We start from the raw sequence: 16,480 nt of genomic DNA on the forward strand, positions 1-16,480 counted from the left end.
GCTTTGGGGCGCTTTCCGTTTCCTTGGATAGCGGCGGCGCGGGCACCGGGCTCGGATCACCCGCAGCCGCCAGTAGCACGGCCGGCGGCTGCACGGGGCCTTCCACCGCGGACGCTTGCGGGGGGCTGCTCGCGGCCGGCGGAGCCCATCGTGCCATGATCGACTTGCTGATTGAGCTGGCCTCATCGCGATATTGCGAAGCGAAGGCGGCGCCGAGAAGGCCGATCGCCAGCACGAGGCCAACCAAAGCGCGCATCATGGTCCGATCTCCTTTCAAGCCTTGATCGCGAAGCTTGGTATTCAGAGGCTTTGCACTCGAAGGCTTGGCATCCGGCGTCGGCGCCTTGTTTCCGGGAGTGGTGGCTGTCGTCGCACCGGCGCTTGCGCGCGAGGCTGGCTTGCCTTCGCCGTCGTGTTCCATTCCGGAAACCAGCTGGTCCAGCCTTGCAAGGTCTGCCTGTGTGCTCCTGATCCGGTCAAGGGCCCGCGCCAGCCCGCCGTCGGCTCGCGCCTCGTCCGGCTTCGCAGTCTCAGGCTTGGCGGTATCAGGTTTGCCGGTATCAGGTTTGGGGTCGTTCGTTTCAGGCACCGATGCGCTCTCCATCCGGTCGGGCGTCAATGGGAGGCAGTCCGATCTTGGGAAGGATAGGTCTCGCCGCTGTCCAATACAACGCGCGTGCAAAGGAAAAACTATGGCGGACCCGGGAGCGGGACTGTGCTCCTCAATTCTCGTGGTCCGCCGCCAGCCGCACAAACTGCCGCTTCATCGCGTTGACCCTGGAAACATAGCCCGCGACGAGGTGATCGCCGCAGCGTGTCCCAGCAATCATCACAAACTTGCGCCGCGCATAGGCCGCGGCGGGGCCGGCGCCGCAGAGATGGATGAAGGTGGCCAGATCCTGCTTCTGCTGCGCGCTCGGCTTCACATCACCGGCGAGGTCGAGAACCAGCGCCACCTGGCGGTCCAAATACACCGAGGCCAGCTCGATGGCGTGGCTCGGGATCGCGCGGATGTAGAGGGAGCTCAACCCGCAGCCGGTCTGCGTGACCGTGTTGCCGCGAACACAGAACCGCGCGGCTTCCGTGTAGGCCGGATCGGTCATCTGGAAGAGCCCGACCGCGCTGGAGGCGGGCTTGTAGATCGCCAGCGGATTGAAGCTCCATCGCCAGCGCCAATAGGTGCGCGCCACCGGATTGCCCGAACTCTCCACCTGCGCCAGCGCGGCCAGCAATTCGGGCGTGATCGTCGCGGTGGAGAGCTTTCGGAAGAGGGGGCCGTAGCTCGCCCAGGTCTCGACCGGCTCCTTGTCGAGGGCGCGGCCGACGACGGCGAAGAGTTCGGTCGGCTTGCGGATGATTTGATAGGGGATGTTGAGGAGCGCGAGGGTTGCCAGCAGGATCAAGACGCCGCCCGTGATCCGGACCGTCCGCGGCGCGCGCGCGAATTTCTTTCGCGCCCACTGGACGCTCCGCCGGACTCTGCGAAGGCGGAGGAGGAGCTTGCTTTTCCTTGGCATGGGCGCTGTGGGCGTAAATCGCGGAGACAATGATACATGGCGCCACCATCAAGACATGAAGACCATGCAGCTGGTACCACGTAGCACAGAGAACTCGCCCACAGGAGCGGCGACTCCATGACCACGGGACAGGATGCCTAGGCCCATGAACTATCTCGATCTCATGGACGACCGACGCCCACCGGCGTCTTCCGACGCCATCCGCGCGCTGGAGCAACATATCGGCGCGCCGCTGCCCGCGCCCTACAAGGCGCTGCTGGCGCAATCCGACGGCGGCGGCTTCGAGCCCTGCGGCGTCGAGCTGCCGTGGCGCAACGACCGCACCGTGCTGGACGTGCTGTTCACGACCCATCCGACCGACAGCTACGGCGTGATCGACAATTACGACATGTATCGGAGCATGAATCGAATCCCCCGCCTGAGCTGCCCCTTCGCTCCCGATCCCGGCGGCGACCTGTTCCTTGTCAGTCTGGAGCAGGACAGCTATGGCCAGGTGTTCTACTGGGAGCACGAGCGTGAGCCGCCGGACGGTGGCGAAATGTTCGCAGAGTTCCCGAATACGAATGTACTCGCGCAGGATTTTGAGAGCTTCATTCTCGGGTTGGGAGAGGCGTGAATTTGGAATTCAGTCTCCAAAGATGAGACGAGAGTTGAGTGCACTGTCACCGCAATTCGGGGTTGATGCGAGGAGAGGTCGCCGCGGTTAGCGGCTATCGCTCCCGCAGGATGACGGCGAGCTGATCGATTTATGATCGACGGTTTAGTTCAATCTCACCGCAATCCCCGCAATCAATAGCGGCCGCCGCTGCCCTTTTGCTGCGTGATCCAGTCCGACAATGTCTTCGGTGTCGATTTCGCAGTCCGGCCCGGTGATGCCTTCAGATTGTCGCGGATGCCCTTCGTCGGACGGGTGCGCGGCGCTTGCGTTGCGCTGACGCCCTTCAAGGCAGCCATCGATGCCTCTGCGGCTTCCTTCTCGAGGCGCAACTGTTTCAATCGCGCCATCTTGATGCGCTCTGCCTCGACTTCGGGTCGCTCGGCTAGCTGCGGCTTGTGCTGAGCAAGCTCGGCCGGGACCAGGACACCGAGTATGGTCGTCTCGCCGAGCGCCTTGCAGGCCTCTAACCGATGCAGTCCCTCGACCAGAACGAGGCGGTCTCCGTCGCGCCTGATGGAAATGGGCTCCTGTTGTCCGATCTCCATAATACTTTCCGCGACCTCCGCGACGGTCTCGGGCTTGGTGGCCTTCTTCTGCTTCGTGGGAACGAAGATCTTCTCGATCGGGAAGCTTTCCGGTGTGGGCATAGCTCGACTCCGCTTCTACCGGGCCCGTCGGAACCCATGCCGGTGGTGTCGGGAGTTTAGGAGGGAAGGGCTCGACTGCAAAGGTAATTTCGTGGGCAAGGTATTGATGAGCATCGAAGCCGGAACCGATCTGCGATGCGGAGACAACTCGTAGGATGGGTAGAGCGAAGCGAAACCCATCGCCATACGCGCAGACAGATGATGGGTTTCGCAAGGGCTCTACCCATCCTACGGGCTGTGCACGAAAAGATTAAAGTATGCGGATAGGTTGTACTATTTCGAAGCTCATCGCCTTCGCGGGATATGATCTATGACTGATGAGTATCGTGCGCTCAACCCATGCTACGGGCTGGCTCTTTGAGTGGGGTACCGCCTCAACGAAGCCTTGCGCCCTGCATTGCGTCTGTGTCGAACTCCCATATTTCGACGCCATCCGGAACCATGTGAGCGTGCGTTTGGAGATAGTACGATGCAAGGCTCAGTTCACGGCGATAGTGCTTCAAGACGAACATGATCTTTCGAAATTCTGCTGGCGCCATATGAAAATAGTACATTGCCTCGTTCCAGACGGTCATTTTCGCGCTGGGCATGTTGCCGGTTTGAGTCCAAGTATGAGACTTACACTCGACGAGCACGGCGGGCGAGTTGCTGCCCAAATCAAAGCGATGCGACTTCTTGAGCTGCGACACTCCGACGGGAACAGGAAAGTTAGGCAGTAGTTCGATTCCTTCGGTGGAGCGAAAAAATGCCTGAGCCATTGCTTCGAAGCGGCGACCAACACCCGCGTTATGGTCAGTCCCCGCACGCTGGAAATTGTTTATCTCCGTCATGCTCATCCTCGCTATGCCAGCAGCTCAAGTAGTGCGTCCGGAGCGGGGTCGAAAAGACCCGGATATCGCTGCGCTCGTCCGGCCACGCTTGCTGCGTGATCATGTCGCCAATTTCACCTGCTTTTTGCCGAGGCGACGAGCCGCATGCGACTAAGTTTTCTAGCCTTGGCGTAGCCTGGTCCGAAACGATCTGCAGGAACTCTCAACCTATCCTGGGGGCCCGACACTCTTAGTTCACGATACCAATATTTGTGAAAGTCAAACGGCTTGCGGAAATCTTAGCGCCGATGAGCGCTACAAGATCATGCTCGTCCTTGGCAGGCCTTAAGAGCCGATCTGTTTCTACAGATAACTTGGTGACTAGGGAATCGTCCTGCAGCAAGCAGTGGATAGGCTCGCTTGAGATTGTGTTTTCGAAGTGCTTCTGTTGCGCCGGCGGCGGCATCGACAATGCATCAAGAAGGGTTTTGATCCGATTATCAATATCCCCACCTTCGCCGATCAATTGACCTGGCGCCTGCCTTCGCAAGAAGATGATGTCGAGTTCGCACATCAAATCTAAGCGTTTCGAAACCAGAGGCGCAAAGACGGTCGTGCCGCGCGTTTCTAGAATACCGATTTGACTTGCTGGAATGTCATATTGTTCCTTTAGCATCTTTTCTGCCTCGCTTCTCAGAGGCGAGTGCTGCCACAGCTCGCGGATTTGAGGAGCAAGAGCTGTCCGGATCGCATGGATGTCGACAAGGCTAGCCCGCTGCCTTGGTGCGATCGGTCCTTCGTATAGAAGTCGAAACTTCATCGTTTGCTCGCCCGCGACGGGCACCTTTGCAGCTGAACGTTTCCCGGGATCAATCGCAAAAGACCCGCTGAGTCGATCAGCGGGTCTCGTCAAGGCTGCGATTATAACGTGGTGCTCACGAACACCCCGTCGTGCTTCCGCACGTATCGCACTTCATGCACGTCCCATTCCGCACCAGCGTGAAGTTGCCGCACTCTGAGCACATCTCGCCTTCGTAGCCCTTGGCCTTGGCTTCCGCGCGGCGCTCGGCCTTGGTGGGGACGAGGGTCTGGGCGGTGCTGCCGGCCTTGCTCCACTGCAGCGCTTCGAGCTTCTCGGTGGGGGAGAGGTCGTGGGCCGCTTCCTGCTTCAGGGCGACGGCGCCTTCGAGGGCGTCGCCGACGCGGGCGCTGGTACCGTGCGCGGCCAGGGCCGTGACCTTGCTGCCGCCGGTGGGGGCGCCGTCGTTGCCTTGCGAGACGGCAGCCGAGCCGCCGCGCATCACCACGAGGTTGTCGGTGCGGGAGCGGGTGAGGCCGCGCGAGACCAGCCGGGTCGCGTGATGACCGCCGTTCTCGTCCGGCTCCTTGCCTTCCTCGACGCCCTTGCCGAGCGCGTCGAAGCCGGTCTCGTTGGGATCGACATGGGCGAGGTCGAAGCGCGACATGTAGCTTACCGCGAGCTCGCGGAAGACGTAGTCGAGGATCGAGGTCGCGTACTTGATGCTGTCGTTGCCCTGCACGGGGCCCGCCGGCTCGAAGCGGGTGAAGGTGAAGGCGTCGACATATTCGTCCAGCGGCACGCCGTATTGCAGGCCGAGCGACACCGCGATGGCGAAGTTGTTGATGAAGGAGCGGAGCGCCGCGCCTTCCTTGTGCATGTCGATGAAGATCTCGCCGAGACGGCCGTCGTCATATTCGCCGGTACGCAGGTAGACCTTGTGGCCGCCGACGACCGCCTTCTGGGTGTAGCCCTTGCGGCGGTCCGGCATCTTCTCGCGCTCGCGCATCACGATGATGCGCTCGACCAGTTTCTCGACGATCTTCTCCGAGACCTGGGCGGCACGCGCCGCCATCGGCTTCTCGTAGAGGGACTCGACCGCATCGTCCTCGTCCTCATCGTCGCTGATGAGCTGCGAGTTGAGCGGCTGGCTGAGCTTGGAGCCGTCGCGATAGAGCGCGTTGGCTTTCAGCGCGAGCTTCCACGACAGCATGTAGGCGGACTTGCAGTCCTCCACCGTGGCGTCGTTCGGCATGTTGATGGTCTTGGAGATCGCACCCGAGATGAAGGGCTGCGCCGCCGCCATCATGCGGATGTGGCTCTCGACCGACAGATAGCGCTTGCCGATCTTGCCGCAGGGGTTGGCGCAATCGAACACGGAGTAATGTTCCGCCTTCAGATGCGGGGCCCCTTCGACGGTCATCGCGCCGCAGATGTGGACGTTGGCGGCCTCGATCTCGCGCTTGGTGAAGCCCACGGCCTGGAGGAGGTCGAAGCCCGGAGCCGCAATGGCTTCCGCGCCGATTCCCAACTGGTCGCGAATAAAATCCTCGCCAAAGGTCCACTTGTTGAAGGCGAACTTGATGTCGAAGGCGGTCGGCAGGGCCTTCTCGACCTTGGCGATGGCTTCATCGGTGAAGCCCTTGGCCTTGAGGGTCGAGGCGTTGATGCCCGGCGCGTTGGAGAGCGAGCCGTGGCCGACGGCGTAGGCCTCGATCTCCGCGATTTCAGCTTCGCGATAGCCGAGCGCGCGCAGCGCTGCGGGGACCGCGCGGTTGATGATCTTGAAGTAGCCGCCGCCGGCGAGCTTCTTGAACTTCACCAGCGCGAAGTCGGGCTCGATGCCGGTGGTGTCGCAATCCATCACCAGGCCGATCGTGCCGGTCGGCGCGATCACCGTGGTCTGGGCGTTGCGATAGCCGTGCTGCTCGCCGAGTGCGAGCGCCGCATCCCAGGCCGCCTGCGCGTGGCTGACGAGGTCAGCCTGCGGGCAGGACACGAGGTCCATCGGCACGGGGTTGACGCTGAGCGCCTCGTAGCCGGAGGCCTCGCCATGCGCGGCGCGGCGGTGGTTGCGGATCACGCGCAGCATGTGCGCGGCGTTCTTCTTGTAGCCGGGGAAGGTGCCGAGCTCGGCCGCCATCTCCGCGGAGGTCTTGTAGGTGATGCCGGTCATCACAGCCGTCAGCGCGGCGCAGAGCGCGCGGCCTTCCTTGCTGTCATACGAGAGACCCATGGTCATCAGGAGGCCGCCGATATTGGCGTAGCCGAGGCCGAGCGTGCGGAACTCGTAGGAGAGCTCGGCGATCGCCTTCGACGGGAATTGCGCCATCATCACCGAGATTTCGAGCACGATGGTCCAGAGCTGGCAGAGGTGCTCATAGCCCTTGACGTCGAAGTGCTTGGTCTCGGTGTTGTAGAAGGTCAGCAGGTTCGCGGACGCCAGGTTGCACGCGGTGTCGTCCAGGAACATGTATTCCGAGCACGGATTGGACGCGCGGATGTCGCCGGACGCCTTGCAGGTGTGCCAGTCGTTCATGGTGGTGTTGAAGTGCAGGCCCGGGTCGGCCGACGCCCAGGCGGCGTAACCGATTTTTTCCCAGAGATCGCGCGCCTTCAGCGTCTTCGTCACCTTTTTGGAGGTGCGGGCGTTCAGATTCCAGTCGCCATCGGTTTCCACGGCGCGCAGGAAGTCGTCCTTGAGCGAGACCGAGTTGTTGGAGTTCTGGCCGGAGACCGTGAGATAGGCTTCGCTGTCCCAGTCGGTGTCGTAGGTGTCGAACTGGATGTCCTTGTAGCCCTGCTTGGCAAACTGGATGACGCGCTTGATGTAATTGTCAGGCACGAGGCTGCGGCGCGCCAGCTTGATCTCGCGGCGGAGGGCAGGGTTCTTCTCGGGATCGAAGCAGTCGTCGCCCGAGCCTTCGCAGTTGACGCAGGCCTTCAGCACCAGCTTGAGGTGCTTCTGGTTGATCTTGGAGCCGGTGACCAGAGCTGCAACCTTCTGCTCCTCCTTCACCTTCCAGTCGATATAGGTCTCGATGTCGGGGTGATCGACGTCGACCACGACCATCTTGGCGGCGCGGCGCGTGGTGCCGCCCGACTTGATCGCGCCCGCGGCGCGGTCGCCGATCTTGAGGAAGCTCATCAGGCCGGATGACCGGCCGCCGCCGGAGAGCTTTTCGCCTTCACCGCGCAGGCGCGAGAAGTTGGAGCCGGTGCCGGAGCCGTATTTGAACAGGCGGGCTTCGCGGACCCAGAGGTCCATGATGCCGCCTTCGTTGACGAGGTCGTCACCCACGCCCTGGATGAAGCAGGCGTGCGGCTGCGGATGCTCGTAGGACGATTTCGAGCGGGTCAGCTTGCCGGTGAAGGGGTCGACGTAATAGTGGCCCTGGCCGGGGCCGTCGATGCCATAGGCCCAATGCAGACCGGTGTTGAACCATTGCGGCGAGTTCGGCGCCACCATCTGCATGGCGAGCATGTAGCGGAGCTCGTCGTAGAAGGCCTGCGCGTCCTCGTCGGTCGAGAAATACTTGCCCTTCCAGCCCCAATAGGTCCAGCAGCCGGCGAGGCGGTCGAACACCTGCTTTGCGCTGAGCTCGCTGACATAGCGCTCTTTCTCAGGCAGCGCAGCGAGCGCGTCAGTATCGGGCACGGAGCGCCACAGGAAGGAGGGGACGGATTCCTCCTCGACCTTCTTCAGGCGCGCGGCAACGCCGGCTTTGCGGAAATACTTCTGGGCGAGCACGTCGGAGGCGACCTGCGACCACTCGGTCGGGACCTCGACGCCATCAAGTTTAAACACGACCGAGCCGTCGGGATTCCTGATCTCCGACGTGGTCTGGCGGAAATCGATTCCCGCGTAAGGTGACTGTCCCTGGGTGGTGTGGCGCCGCTCAATCCGCATCGTCTTGCCCCGTCCTATTCTTTGACCGGATCCGCCCCTCGTTGAGAGCGTGCCGGGTCGACATTTCGTTTCGCGATGCCTTGCGGCCGTTCGGCCCTGGGGCATCGCAGTTCAGCCGGTGGACCCGGCCCTTGTTCTCCCGACGCGACTCTTCGATGCCTGCATCGATCATCCGCCGGCATGTCCACGCCCATCCTCCCCAACGGGATGCGCGCGACATGCGTTCAACGCCCCACACCATCACAACTTCTATCGATGCCATCCGAGCCTGTTGCCGGCCCGTTCTGGCGCCCGAAAAGTCCGCTTTCGCGGGCAGACAAGCCCTCATCCGCTGCCTTTGGCTGGCTTGGCGGAGTTGAGATTTGCGAGACCCTTTGGGGGAGTGCCGGCGGGACGCAAACTCACTCGCGCCGAACGGACCGAAAGCTAGGACTCTCCGTTGCGCCCGTCAAGAACTAGTACGAGTTCCTGAATCAAATACTAAATATGGTGGATTGCGGGGGATAACAGGGGGCAAGCCCGCGCCTGTTGTGGAGGCAAGTATCAGTGAGTCCTCAGAGATTCCCAACCGAAAAAATTTGCATCCCGTGGTGCTGCGGATGCTTCATCCCGCTGTTCACAGGGCAGGTATATTTTTGAGCAATGGGATTGCGTCAGCGGGACTCACGTAGCCCTACGGAAGGTGAGGGCAGGCATGCCCGCCGAGGCGGTGGCGAGAGGGGCGAATCCGGGCCAAGCTGAGGGTCGATTTTGCCGGACCACCCACATGCTTGATTCGACTCGCCGGGATGCGCGGCCCCGCATCGCCCCGGCCGGCCTGATGTTCCTTGCCATCACCTCGATCGGCTGGGGCTTCAATTGGCCGGTGACCAAATTCCTGCTCTCCGAGCTGCCGCCGTTGACGCTGCGCGGGGTGACCGGCGTGCTCGGGGCGGTGCTGCTGGCGGCGCTGGCGATCATCCGCCGGCAGAGCCTCAAGGTGGACCCTGCGATCTGGCCGCGCCTCCTGACCGCCGCCGTGCTCAACGTCACCGGCTGGATGGTGCTGATGGGCCTGGCGCTGCTCTGGCTGCCCGCGAGCGAGGCGGCGCTGATCGCCTACACGATGCCGGTCTGGGCCTCGATCATCGCCTGGCCGGTGCTGGGGGAGCGGCCGACCGTGCTGCGCACGCTGGGGCTGGTGATGGCCTTTGTCGGGCTTGCCTCGATCATGGGCGGCAACGGCATTGCCGCGAGCGTCGAGAAGCTGCCGGGCATCATCATGGCGCTCGCCGGCGCGCTGGGCTTTGCCGTCGGCACGGTGTTCTCGAAGAAGTACCCGATCCATCTGCCGCCGATCACGGCCGCGGCCTGGCAGATCGGCATCGGATGCCTGCCGATCTCGATCATCGGCCTCCTGGTCGAGACAACGCATCTCTCCCAGGTGACGCCGGTCGGCTGGTGGCTGCTGGTCTATTCGACCGTGGTGCAGTTCTGCATCGCTTATGTCAGCTGGTTCGCAGCACTCGCCCGCCTGCCGGCCTCGGTGGCCGCGATCGGCACCATGGCGGTGCCTGTCATCGGCGTCGTCGCCTCCGCGCTCGCGCTTGGCGAGCCGCTGGGGGCAGGGCAGATCGCGGCGCTGGTCTTCACGCTGGCGGCCGTGGTGCTGGCGACGCGCTAGCCGTCCGGACGCCGGGGTATCAGTGGTCCTGAGGCTCTTTCTCTCGCCGGCGTTGTCCCGAGCCCGGCGGTTTCAACCGCAGGTCAGCAGGTGCGACAGCAAAGACTTCGAGGGCCTGGTCGTAGCCTTTGATGGTCCGCTGTCCGAGCGATGCCAACGGAACGCTATCCCTTACCCTTCCAGCGATAGTGGGATCAGCCAGGATCTGCGCGTCCTTCGCGAGATTGCAGAGCCGCGACGCCAAATTCACCACGGCTCCCATCGCCGTGTAGTCCAGCCGACCGTTGTAACCAACCGTTCCTACCGTTGCCGGTCCCATGGCAACGCCCACACCAAAGCCGATCGCGTGGCCGGCGTCGCACCATTTGCCGGCAAGGGACTGCACCGTCATTTGCAGGTCAATCGCGAGTCGGACCGCTTGAGTTGCCGGCTGTTCGCATGCGACCGGGGCATTGACCAGGAGCATGACTCCGTCGCCATCAAAGCCGATGAGCGTTGCCTCGTGACGAGTCGTCACGGCGCCGACGGCCTCGTAGTACTCTCGCATGACGGCCATGATGACATCGGGTTCATTGCGCGTGGAGAACGCCGTGAAGCCGCGTAAGTCGCCAAAAATGACAGCTACTTCGCGTCGCTGCCCTTCGAGCAGTTCATGAGAATGCTCGACCAATTCGGCGACCTGTGATGGCAGGAACTGCTTCAGCCGTTCGATCCGCACAGATTTTTGCTGCGAGATCGCCAGTTCAGAAGCCATTTCATTGAAGCGCAACGCCAGTTGCTGCAACTCGTCACCGCTGAAGATTTTGATGCGATGCTCGAATTGTCCGGTTCTGATCCGCTCCACGCCCTCTTCCAGTTGCTTGATCGGGCCGGACATTCTGTGCGCGCGCCAATAGGCGAGCGCCAGCGCGATGAGAACACCAAAGGCAATGAGAATTGACGAGCGCCACAACGCCGCGCGAATTGATGCAAAGGCTTCCGAGGCCGGCTGCATCGCGATCACCGTCCATCCCACATCGGCGGCCTGAACGGATAGCGCCAGCACCGGGTTGCCTTGGTCCCCGGTTATCACCGCCGCTTCGCTCGCCGCGCCGGCGAGATGCTTGATCCGGCCGAAACTGCCCGAGCTGGCGCGGCCGCGCAGGACCAGACTGATATCGGGATGTGCGATCAGATGACCGGAATCATCGACAACAATGGCGTAGCCGGTCTCGCCAATTCTAATGGCTGGGATGACATCCCAGATCAGCTTCAGATTGACCTCGGCGATCGCAACCCCCGCGGCCGGCAGGCTCCCAGCAACCGCGATCCTCATGTAGGGCTCTGAATCTCGCTGGTACTGAACCGGTCCGTACCAAACCTTGTTGGCGCGTGCGCCCAGAACAGCGGGATCCGTAGACATATCAATGCCGCGCCCGGTTCTGTTCAGATGCAGCCTGGAAACAAAGATCCGTTCGGTACCGGTCTCATCCAGAAGCGAAACCGAAACGATTGCGGGCACCTGCTGGAGGAGGCGCAAGGCATCGATCTTATGTTGCGCATCGTCTCCGGCAGACCAGGGAAGCTGCACCATCCAACCCAGCTGATCTCGGATGCCATCGGTGAACGCCTCGATCCTGTCGGACGCCGCGCGAGCATCGGCCTGCAGCACCGCGCTGATCTGGCGGCGCTGGTCTCGGTAACCGAAAGAAGCCTCGACGGCCGCGCCGAGTATCAGAGGCACGACCGCAGCGACAAACAACGTCGCGAAGTACTTGCAGAACAGCGAGCGACGCGGGGGCATCGTACACGAAGAGGACTGCGCAGCACCGTCCGACATAACTACTCTCAGGAGATCACCTTGCTGGCGCGAAACAGGATCGACGACACATCCAGGTCCGTACCCAGAAGCCTGGCTGTCTTCAGATTGACTGCCAGTTCAAACTTCTCGGGGCGCATCACCGGAAGATCTGACGGATTTTCACCGCGCAGGATGCGATCGGCATAAGTGGCGAGCCGAAAATAGGTCGTGCGCTGGTTTGCGCCGTAACTCAAGAGACCTCCAGCGTCACAATATTCTGACCAGCCAAACATCGAAGGCAGCCGGTGCGCGATTGCAAACTCCGCGATCTTCGCACGATGCACCAGCGTCACAGCATCGGGAAACACGAGGAGAGCATCCGCGTCCACCTTGCCGGCAGCCATCAACCCATTCTCGATTTCGCGAGCGCCACAGAACGGAACGTAGGCTGCCTCGATGCCGAGCTTCCGGCACGACTCCAAAGTCGCACGCCATTCCAATGGCTCTCCCGGATGATCCGTGTTCGAGAAGACCGCCAGTTTTCGCAGCTTTGGATAAATGTCCTTGAGCAGCTCAACGCGCTTTCCTGCCAGCTCGAGCGACAGGAATGTGCTGCCGGTGAAATTGGTGCCGGGGTGAGCAAGGCTCTTCACCACACCCAAAGCGACGGGGTCACCGCTCAGTGCAAACAGTACGGGGATGTCGGTGACCGCAGTCATGACGCGTGTCGCCGGACCGCCCGAGACCACAAGGTCGATATCCCCTCGCTGCAACTCGGAGACGATCTTGCGCAGTGCCTGCGGATCTCCGGGGGCATAATGCGTCTCGAAGGTTACGGTCTTGCCCTCGACGTATCCCAGCGCGCGCATTCCCTCGCGAAAGCCGTCCAGGAAGGGATCCGGTTCGGACTGAGTCGAGACCCAGAAGATACGATGCAGCTTGGCTCCGCCCTGCGCCCGCGCGATCGCAGGCCAGGCCAGTCCTCCACCAATCAACAAGATGAACTCTCGTCTTTTCATGCGAGCACCTGTCGAAGCTGCGCCGTCAATTCCGGCCGCAGACCAAGATCCTAGCTGTGCATCCGGTGACTGCGCTCGGTATCGCGCTCCGCGAGCGGACTGTCGCGACACCGGCTCCAACATTTGTCGCCGAGAGCATGCTCAGAGATTGGGCTGGTGAGACGATTTGTCCTTGAGATGCGCTTGATTTTTGCTTGAGACCGGCCCGATCGAGATCAAAGCGGCCTTACTCGTTCATGGCGCGGTGTCTAAACACCTCGGGCGCGGATCCGGGCAAGCCACGGCGTCTCAAGAGGACAACCGGAACTCACATCCTGAGCCAGTGCCCTCGCCCCGTTATATGGTGTGACTGGCAACGCGCCTTCGGTAGTTCACGCGTTAGCTCGCCGTCATCGTCCCGCCATTCAGCGCCTTCCTGATCATCTCGGCGAGCTGGTTGCGGCGATAGGGCTTTGTCAGCAGCATCACGCCGTCATCGAGCTTGCCGTGATGGACGATGGCGTTGTCGGTGTAGCCGGAGGTGTAGAGCACCTTCACACCCGGCCGCAGCTTGGCCACCTCGTCGGCGAGGTCGCGCCCGCTCATGCCGCCGGGGATGACGACGTCGGTGAAGAGGAGATCGAACGGCTGGCCGGCCTCGATCAATTCCAGCGCGGATTTGCCGTCGGGCGCGGCAATCGTCTTGTAGCCGAGGCTCTCGAGCTGCGCGGTGACGAAGTTGCGCACGAGGTTGTCGTCCTCGACGACGAAGATGGTCTCGGCGCCGCCCTCGACCTGCGGCGCGACGGCCGCGGCCACGTCCGCCGTGCCTTCGCCCGGCGGCAGATAGAGCTTGATCGTGGTGCCGTGGTTTTCCTCGCTGTAGATCTTGATGTGGCCGCCGGACTGCTTGACGAAACCGTAGACCATGGAGAGGCCGAGGCCCGATCCCTTGCCGACCTCCTTGGTGGTGAAGAAGGGCTCGAACGCCTTCAGCTGGATATCGGGCGACATGCCGGTGCCGGTGTCGCTGACGGCGAGCATGACGTAGGGGCCGGCCACCACGTCCGCATGGGCCTGCGCATAGGCCTCATCCAGCACGACGCGGTGGGTCTCCAGCAGCAGCTTGCCGCCGTTCGGCATGGCGTCGCGCGCGTTGATCGCCATGTTGAGCACGGCGTTGGTGAGCCGGGACGGATCGATATGCGCGGTCATCGGCCCCTGTTCCAGCACGGTCTCGATCTGGATCTGCTCGCCGAGGGTGGGACGCAGGAGTTTCGCGATGTCGGCGATCGCGGCGTTGATCTCGACGTTGCGCGGCTGCAGGGGCTGCCTGCGCGCGAACGCGAGCAGATGCTGGATCAGCTCGGCGCAGCGCTCGGCGGCATCGTCGATCAGCTGCGCCGCGCGCTGAAGCTCGGGCTGCTGTTTCAGGCTCGCCACCAGCGTCTCGGTGTTGCCGGAGATCACGGTCAGCATGTTGTTGAAGTCGTGAGCGACGCCTCCGGTCAACTTGCCGATCGCGTCCAGCTTCTGCGACTGGTACAGCTGCCGCTCGGTCTCGCGCGACATGGTCGCGTCGTGATAGACCAACACCGCGCCGGAGATGTCGCCTTGGCCGTCCAGCATCGGCCGGCCGCTGATCATGAGATGGCGGGGAGGATTGCCGCTGTGCGGGCGGACGATCATCTCCAGATCCTCGAACTGCTCGCCGCGCAGCACGCGCACCGAGGGCAGCTCGCTGGCCTTCATCGGCGTGACGCCATCGCCGTGAAACACATCCGACATCGCGCGCAGATTGCGCAGGTTCATGCCGGCGCGATGCAGCAGCATGCGCTCCGCGGCCGGATTGGACAGCAGGACGTTGCCTTCGGCGTCGATGACCAGCACCGCCTCCGCCATGCTGTGAAACGTGCTTTGCAGCACGTTGATCGACAGGCGCAGCTCGTCATGCGCGGTCACCAGATGCTCGGTGCGCTCGGCGACCGCCGCCGCGAGCGCATCCTTGGCGGCCGTGGTCTCGGTCAGCGTGCTCTGCAGCTGCACCGTGGCGCGCTGGCTCTCGCGCATCACCAGCGCCACCAGCAGCAGGATCAGCACGGCGCCGGCGACGTCGATGCCGAGCAGCACGATGCCGGTACGGCGTGAATCCTGGGAGCGCGCGGTGAGCAGGCGTTCTTCATCCGCGCTCAGATGGTCGAGATTGCCCATCACCGTGTCCATCAGACCGCGGCCCTCGGCCTTGCTGTTGAGCGCGGTAATGCCGGCCTGGTCGTTCGCCGCGCGCAGGCGCATCGCTTCGGCGGCGATCTCGACCCGGCGCAGCGCCAGCGGCTCGGTGCCCTCCAGCAGCGCGACCTGATCGGGATTGTCGCGCACGCCGCGCTTCAGCTCGGCCAGCGCCGGTGCGATCTGGACCCGCACGCCCTGAAATTCGTCGGCGAGCGTCTGGCTGCGATAGAGTTCATAGCCGCGGGCGGCACTCTCGGCGCGGCGCAGCAGCACGCGCAGATCGGAGATCTTCTTCTGCACCTGGACGGTGTGATTGACCCACGTCGCGTCGGACCGCGACTTGACGTCGAGGGCGATCGAGGCCGCGGTGATGATCAGGAGGATGGCAAGTCCAGCACCGAGAATGACGCGCTGCGTTGGAATCAAGGGGCTTCTTTCTTGTCCTTCGGCTGTGCGCTCTCGCCCGGACCGGCGAGACATTCCCGGATCGTGGTCAGCAGCGCGTCCGGCGTGAACGGCTTGCGCAGGCAGCGCGTTGCGCCGAGCTCCAGCGCCATGCGGAGGAAATCGGGAGAGGGCGAGGCGGATGAGGCGAAGGCATAGCCGGACATCGCGATCAGCGGAGTAGCTGGCGCGCGCTCGTGAAAGATGCGGATGGACTCGAAGCCGCGCATATGCGGCATGAAGATATCAACGAGCATCACCTCAAAGGCCTGCGCTTCCAGCGCAGCCAGTCCTGTTTCGCCGCCGTCGGCCAGCGTGACGTCGAAGCCCTGACGTTGGAGGAGGACCTCGATGGTCGCGCCGACCATCGGATCGTCATCAACCACGAGAATACGCGGCATGACACTTCCCAGTAATCGAAGTCCCCACTGTGATTGGTGATATCCGCGAATCGTGCCTCGGGTCAATTTTGGATTGGATCGGGGTAGATATGCACGGTGCGGTGCATAGGGTTGCGGTGCGTGTTCCCTCTCTTATTTCGGGCCCGCGTCATCTATGCGTCATGGTTCGCGCGAAGGCGCACGCGGCGCGCGAAGTGCGGGCAGCTTCGATGAAAGGTTGAAGCAAAGTCGAGGGGATCGCGAGGCCGAACGCGATCGGCAAGACAACAATCGGACACCGGTCAAGACAACGGCGCGCTCGCGACGGGCCATGGCCGCTTCATCCCTCGGCAGGGCGTCCCGGGAGTGACTGGCGAAACTGCAGCGGCTCGCAGAACAGACAAGGGCGGCGCCGGCCATCACCGGTGCCGCCCATGGGTTTGTTGCATCGATTGTTCAGGCCGTCTTACGGGCAGGGATGCCGCTGGCCGTCATAACCGAGATAGGTGCCGGAAGCCGGGTCGTATGATTTGTAGCGCTGCGCGCAATAGGCAGGGTCGCCGCCGCTATCCGGGACCACCGCCACGGACGGCTCATCATAGTAGCTGTCGCCATAGTAGTAGGGGTCATCGTAATAGCCGCC

The 16,480-nt window shown here is 62.7% G+C and carries 13 protein-coding genes and 1 pseudogene; 3 read left to right on the forward strand and 11 right to left on the reverse strand.

What is annotated here, in order from left to right; translation table 11 throughout:
- Together IC66_RS48130 and IC66_RS0103025 are read right to left on the reverse strand one after the other, a co-directional pair.
- Positions 1-259, reverse strand: a pseudogene (locus IC66_RS48130) (hypothetical protein); the annotation flags it as partial.
- A 463-nt stretch (positions 260-722) separates the two neighbouring features.
- Entirely contained in the window at positions 723-1,517 is a 795-nt protein-coding gene (locus tag IC66_RS0103025; protein ID WP_038946625.1) for a transglycosylase SLT domain-containing protein, read from the reverse strand.
- Here IC66_RS0103025 and IC66_RS49175 point away from each other — a divergent pair.
- On the forward strand, positions 1,516-1,638 hold the full coding sequence (locus IC66_RS49175; protein WP_354267838.1) for an HNH endonuclease: 123 nt from the start codon (positions 1,516-1,518) through the stop codon (positions 1,636-1,638). The genes IC66_RS0103025 and IC66_RS49175 overlap by 2 nt on opposite strands.
- Before the next feature lie 24 nt (positions 1,639-1,662).
- Positions 1,663-2,133, forward strand: coding sequence for an SMI1/KNR4 family protein (locus IC66_RS0103030; protein ID WP_038946626.1), 471 nt, complete (start codon positions 1,663-1,665; stop codon positions 2,131-2,133).
- A 173-nt stretch (positions 2,134-2,306) separates the two neighbouring features.
- Here the strand turns inward: IC66_RS0103030 and IC66_RS0103035 are convergent, their stop codons facing one another.
- The 4 genes from IC66_RS0103035 to IC66_RS0103050 form a co-directional block, all read right to left on the reverse strand.
- Positions 2,307-2,822, reverse strand: a complete 516-nt coding sequence (locus tag IC66_RS0103035; RefSeq protein WP_038946627.1) for a ParB N-terminal domain-containing protein — start codon at positions 2,820-2,822, stop codon at positions 2,307-2,309.
- 374 nt (positions 2,823-3,196) lie between these two features.
- Positions 3,197-3,652, reverse strand: coding sequence for a hypothetical protein (locus IC66_RS0103040; RefSeq protein WP_038946628.1), 456 nt, complete (start codon positions 3,650-3,652; stop codon positions 3,197-3,199).
- 229 nt (positions 3,653-3,881) lie between these two features.
- On the reverse strand, positions 3,882-4,451 hold the full coding sequence (locus IC66_RS0103045) for a hypothetical protein (RefSeq protein WP_157158007.1): 570 nt from the start codon (positions 4,449-4,451) through the stop codon (positions 3,882-3,884).
- 115 nt (positions 4,452-4,566) lie between these two features.
- Complete coding sequence (locus IC66_RS0103050) at positions 4,567-8,340, reverse strand: vitamin B12-dependent ribonucleotide reductase (RefSeq protein WP_038946630.1); 3,774 nt, start codon at positions 8,338-8,340, stop codon at positions 4,567-4,569.
- Between the two features lie 766 nt (positions 8,341-9,106).
- Between IC66_RS0103050 and IC66_RS0103055 the strand changes: the two genes are divergently transcribed.
- Positions 9,107-10,003 (forward strand): DMT family transporter, encoded by an 897-nt coding sequence (locus IC66_RS0103055; protein WP_038946631.1) that lies wholly within the window; start codon positions 9,107-9,109, stop codon positions 10,001-10,003.
- Positions 10,004-10,022: 19 nt separating this feature from the next.
- Here IC66_RS0103055 and IC66_RS0103060 read toward each other — a convergent pair whose 3' ends face one another.
- The 5 genes from IC66_RS0103060 to IC66_RS43125 form a co-directional block, all read right to left on the reverse strand.
- A complete protein-coding gene (locus tag IC66_RS0103060; RefSeq protein ID WP_038946632.1) occupies positions 10,023-11,822 on the reverse strand; it encodes an adenylate/guanylate cyclase domain-containing protein in 1,800 nt (599 codons plus the stop codon).
- 8 nt (positions 11,823-11,830) lie between these two features.
- Entirely contained in the window at positions 11,831-12,802 is a 972-nt protein-coding gene (locus IC66_RS0103065) for an ABC transporter substrate-binding protein (protein WP_028144867.1), read from the reverse strand.
- Positions 12,803-13,180: 378 nt separating this feature from the next.
- The gene (locus IC66_RS0103070; protein WP_028144866.1) at positions 13,181-15,439 is read right to left on the reverse strand and encodes a CHASE3 domain-containing protein; all 2,259 of its coding nucleotides are present in this window, start codon (positions 15,437-15,439) and stop codon (positions 13,181-13,183) included.
- Positions 15,436-15,858: a response regulator gene (locus IC66_RS0103075; RefSeq protein WP_028144865.1), complete on the reverse strand. Its 423-nt coding sequence runs from the start codon at positions 15,856-15,858 to the stop codon at positions 15,436-15,438. Before IC66_RS0103075 ends, IC66_RS0103070 begins: the two co-directional genes overlap by 4 nt.
- A gap of 445 nt (positions 15,859-16,303) precedes the next feature.
- A partial coding sequence (locus IC66_RS43125; protein ID WP_162131319.1) for a BA14K family protein occupies positions 16,304-16,480 on the reverse strand: 177 nt, incomplete at its 5' end.

This window comes from Bradyrhizobium genomosp. III, from assembly GCF_000261705.1.
Lineage (GTDB): Bacteria > Pseudomonadota > Alphaproteobacteria > Rhizobiales > Xanthobacteraceae > Bradyrhizobium > Bradyrhizobium ottawaense.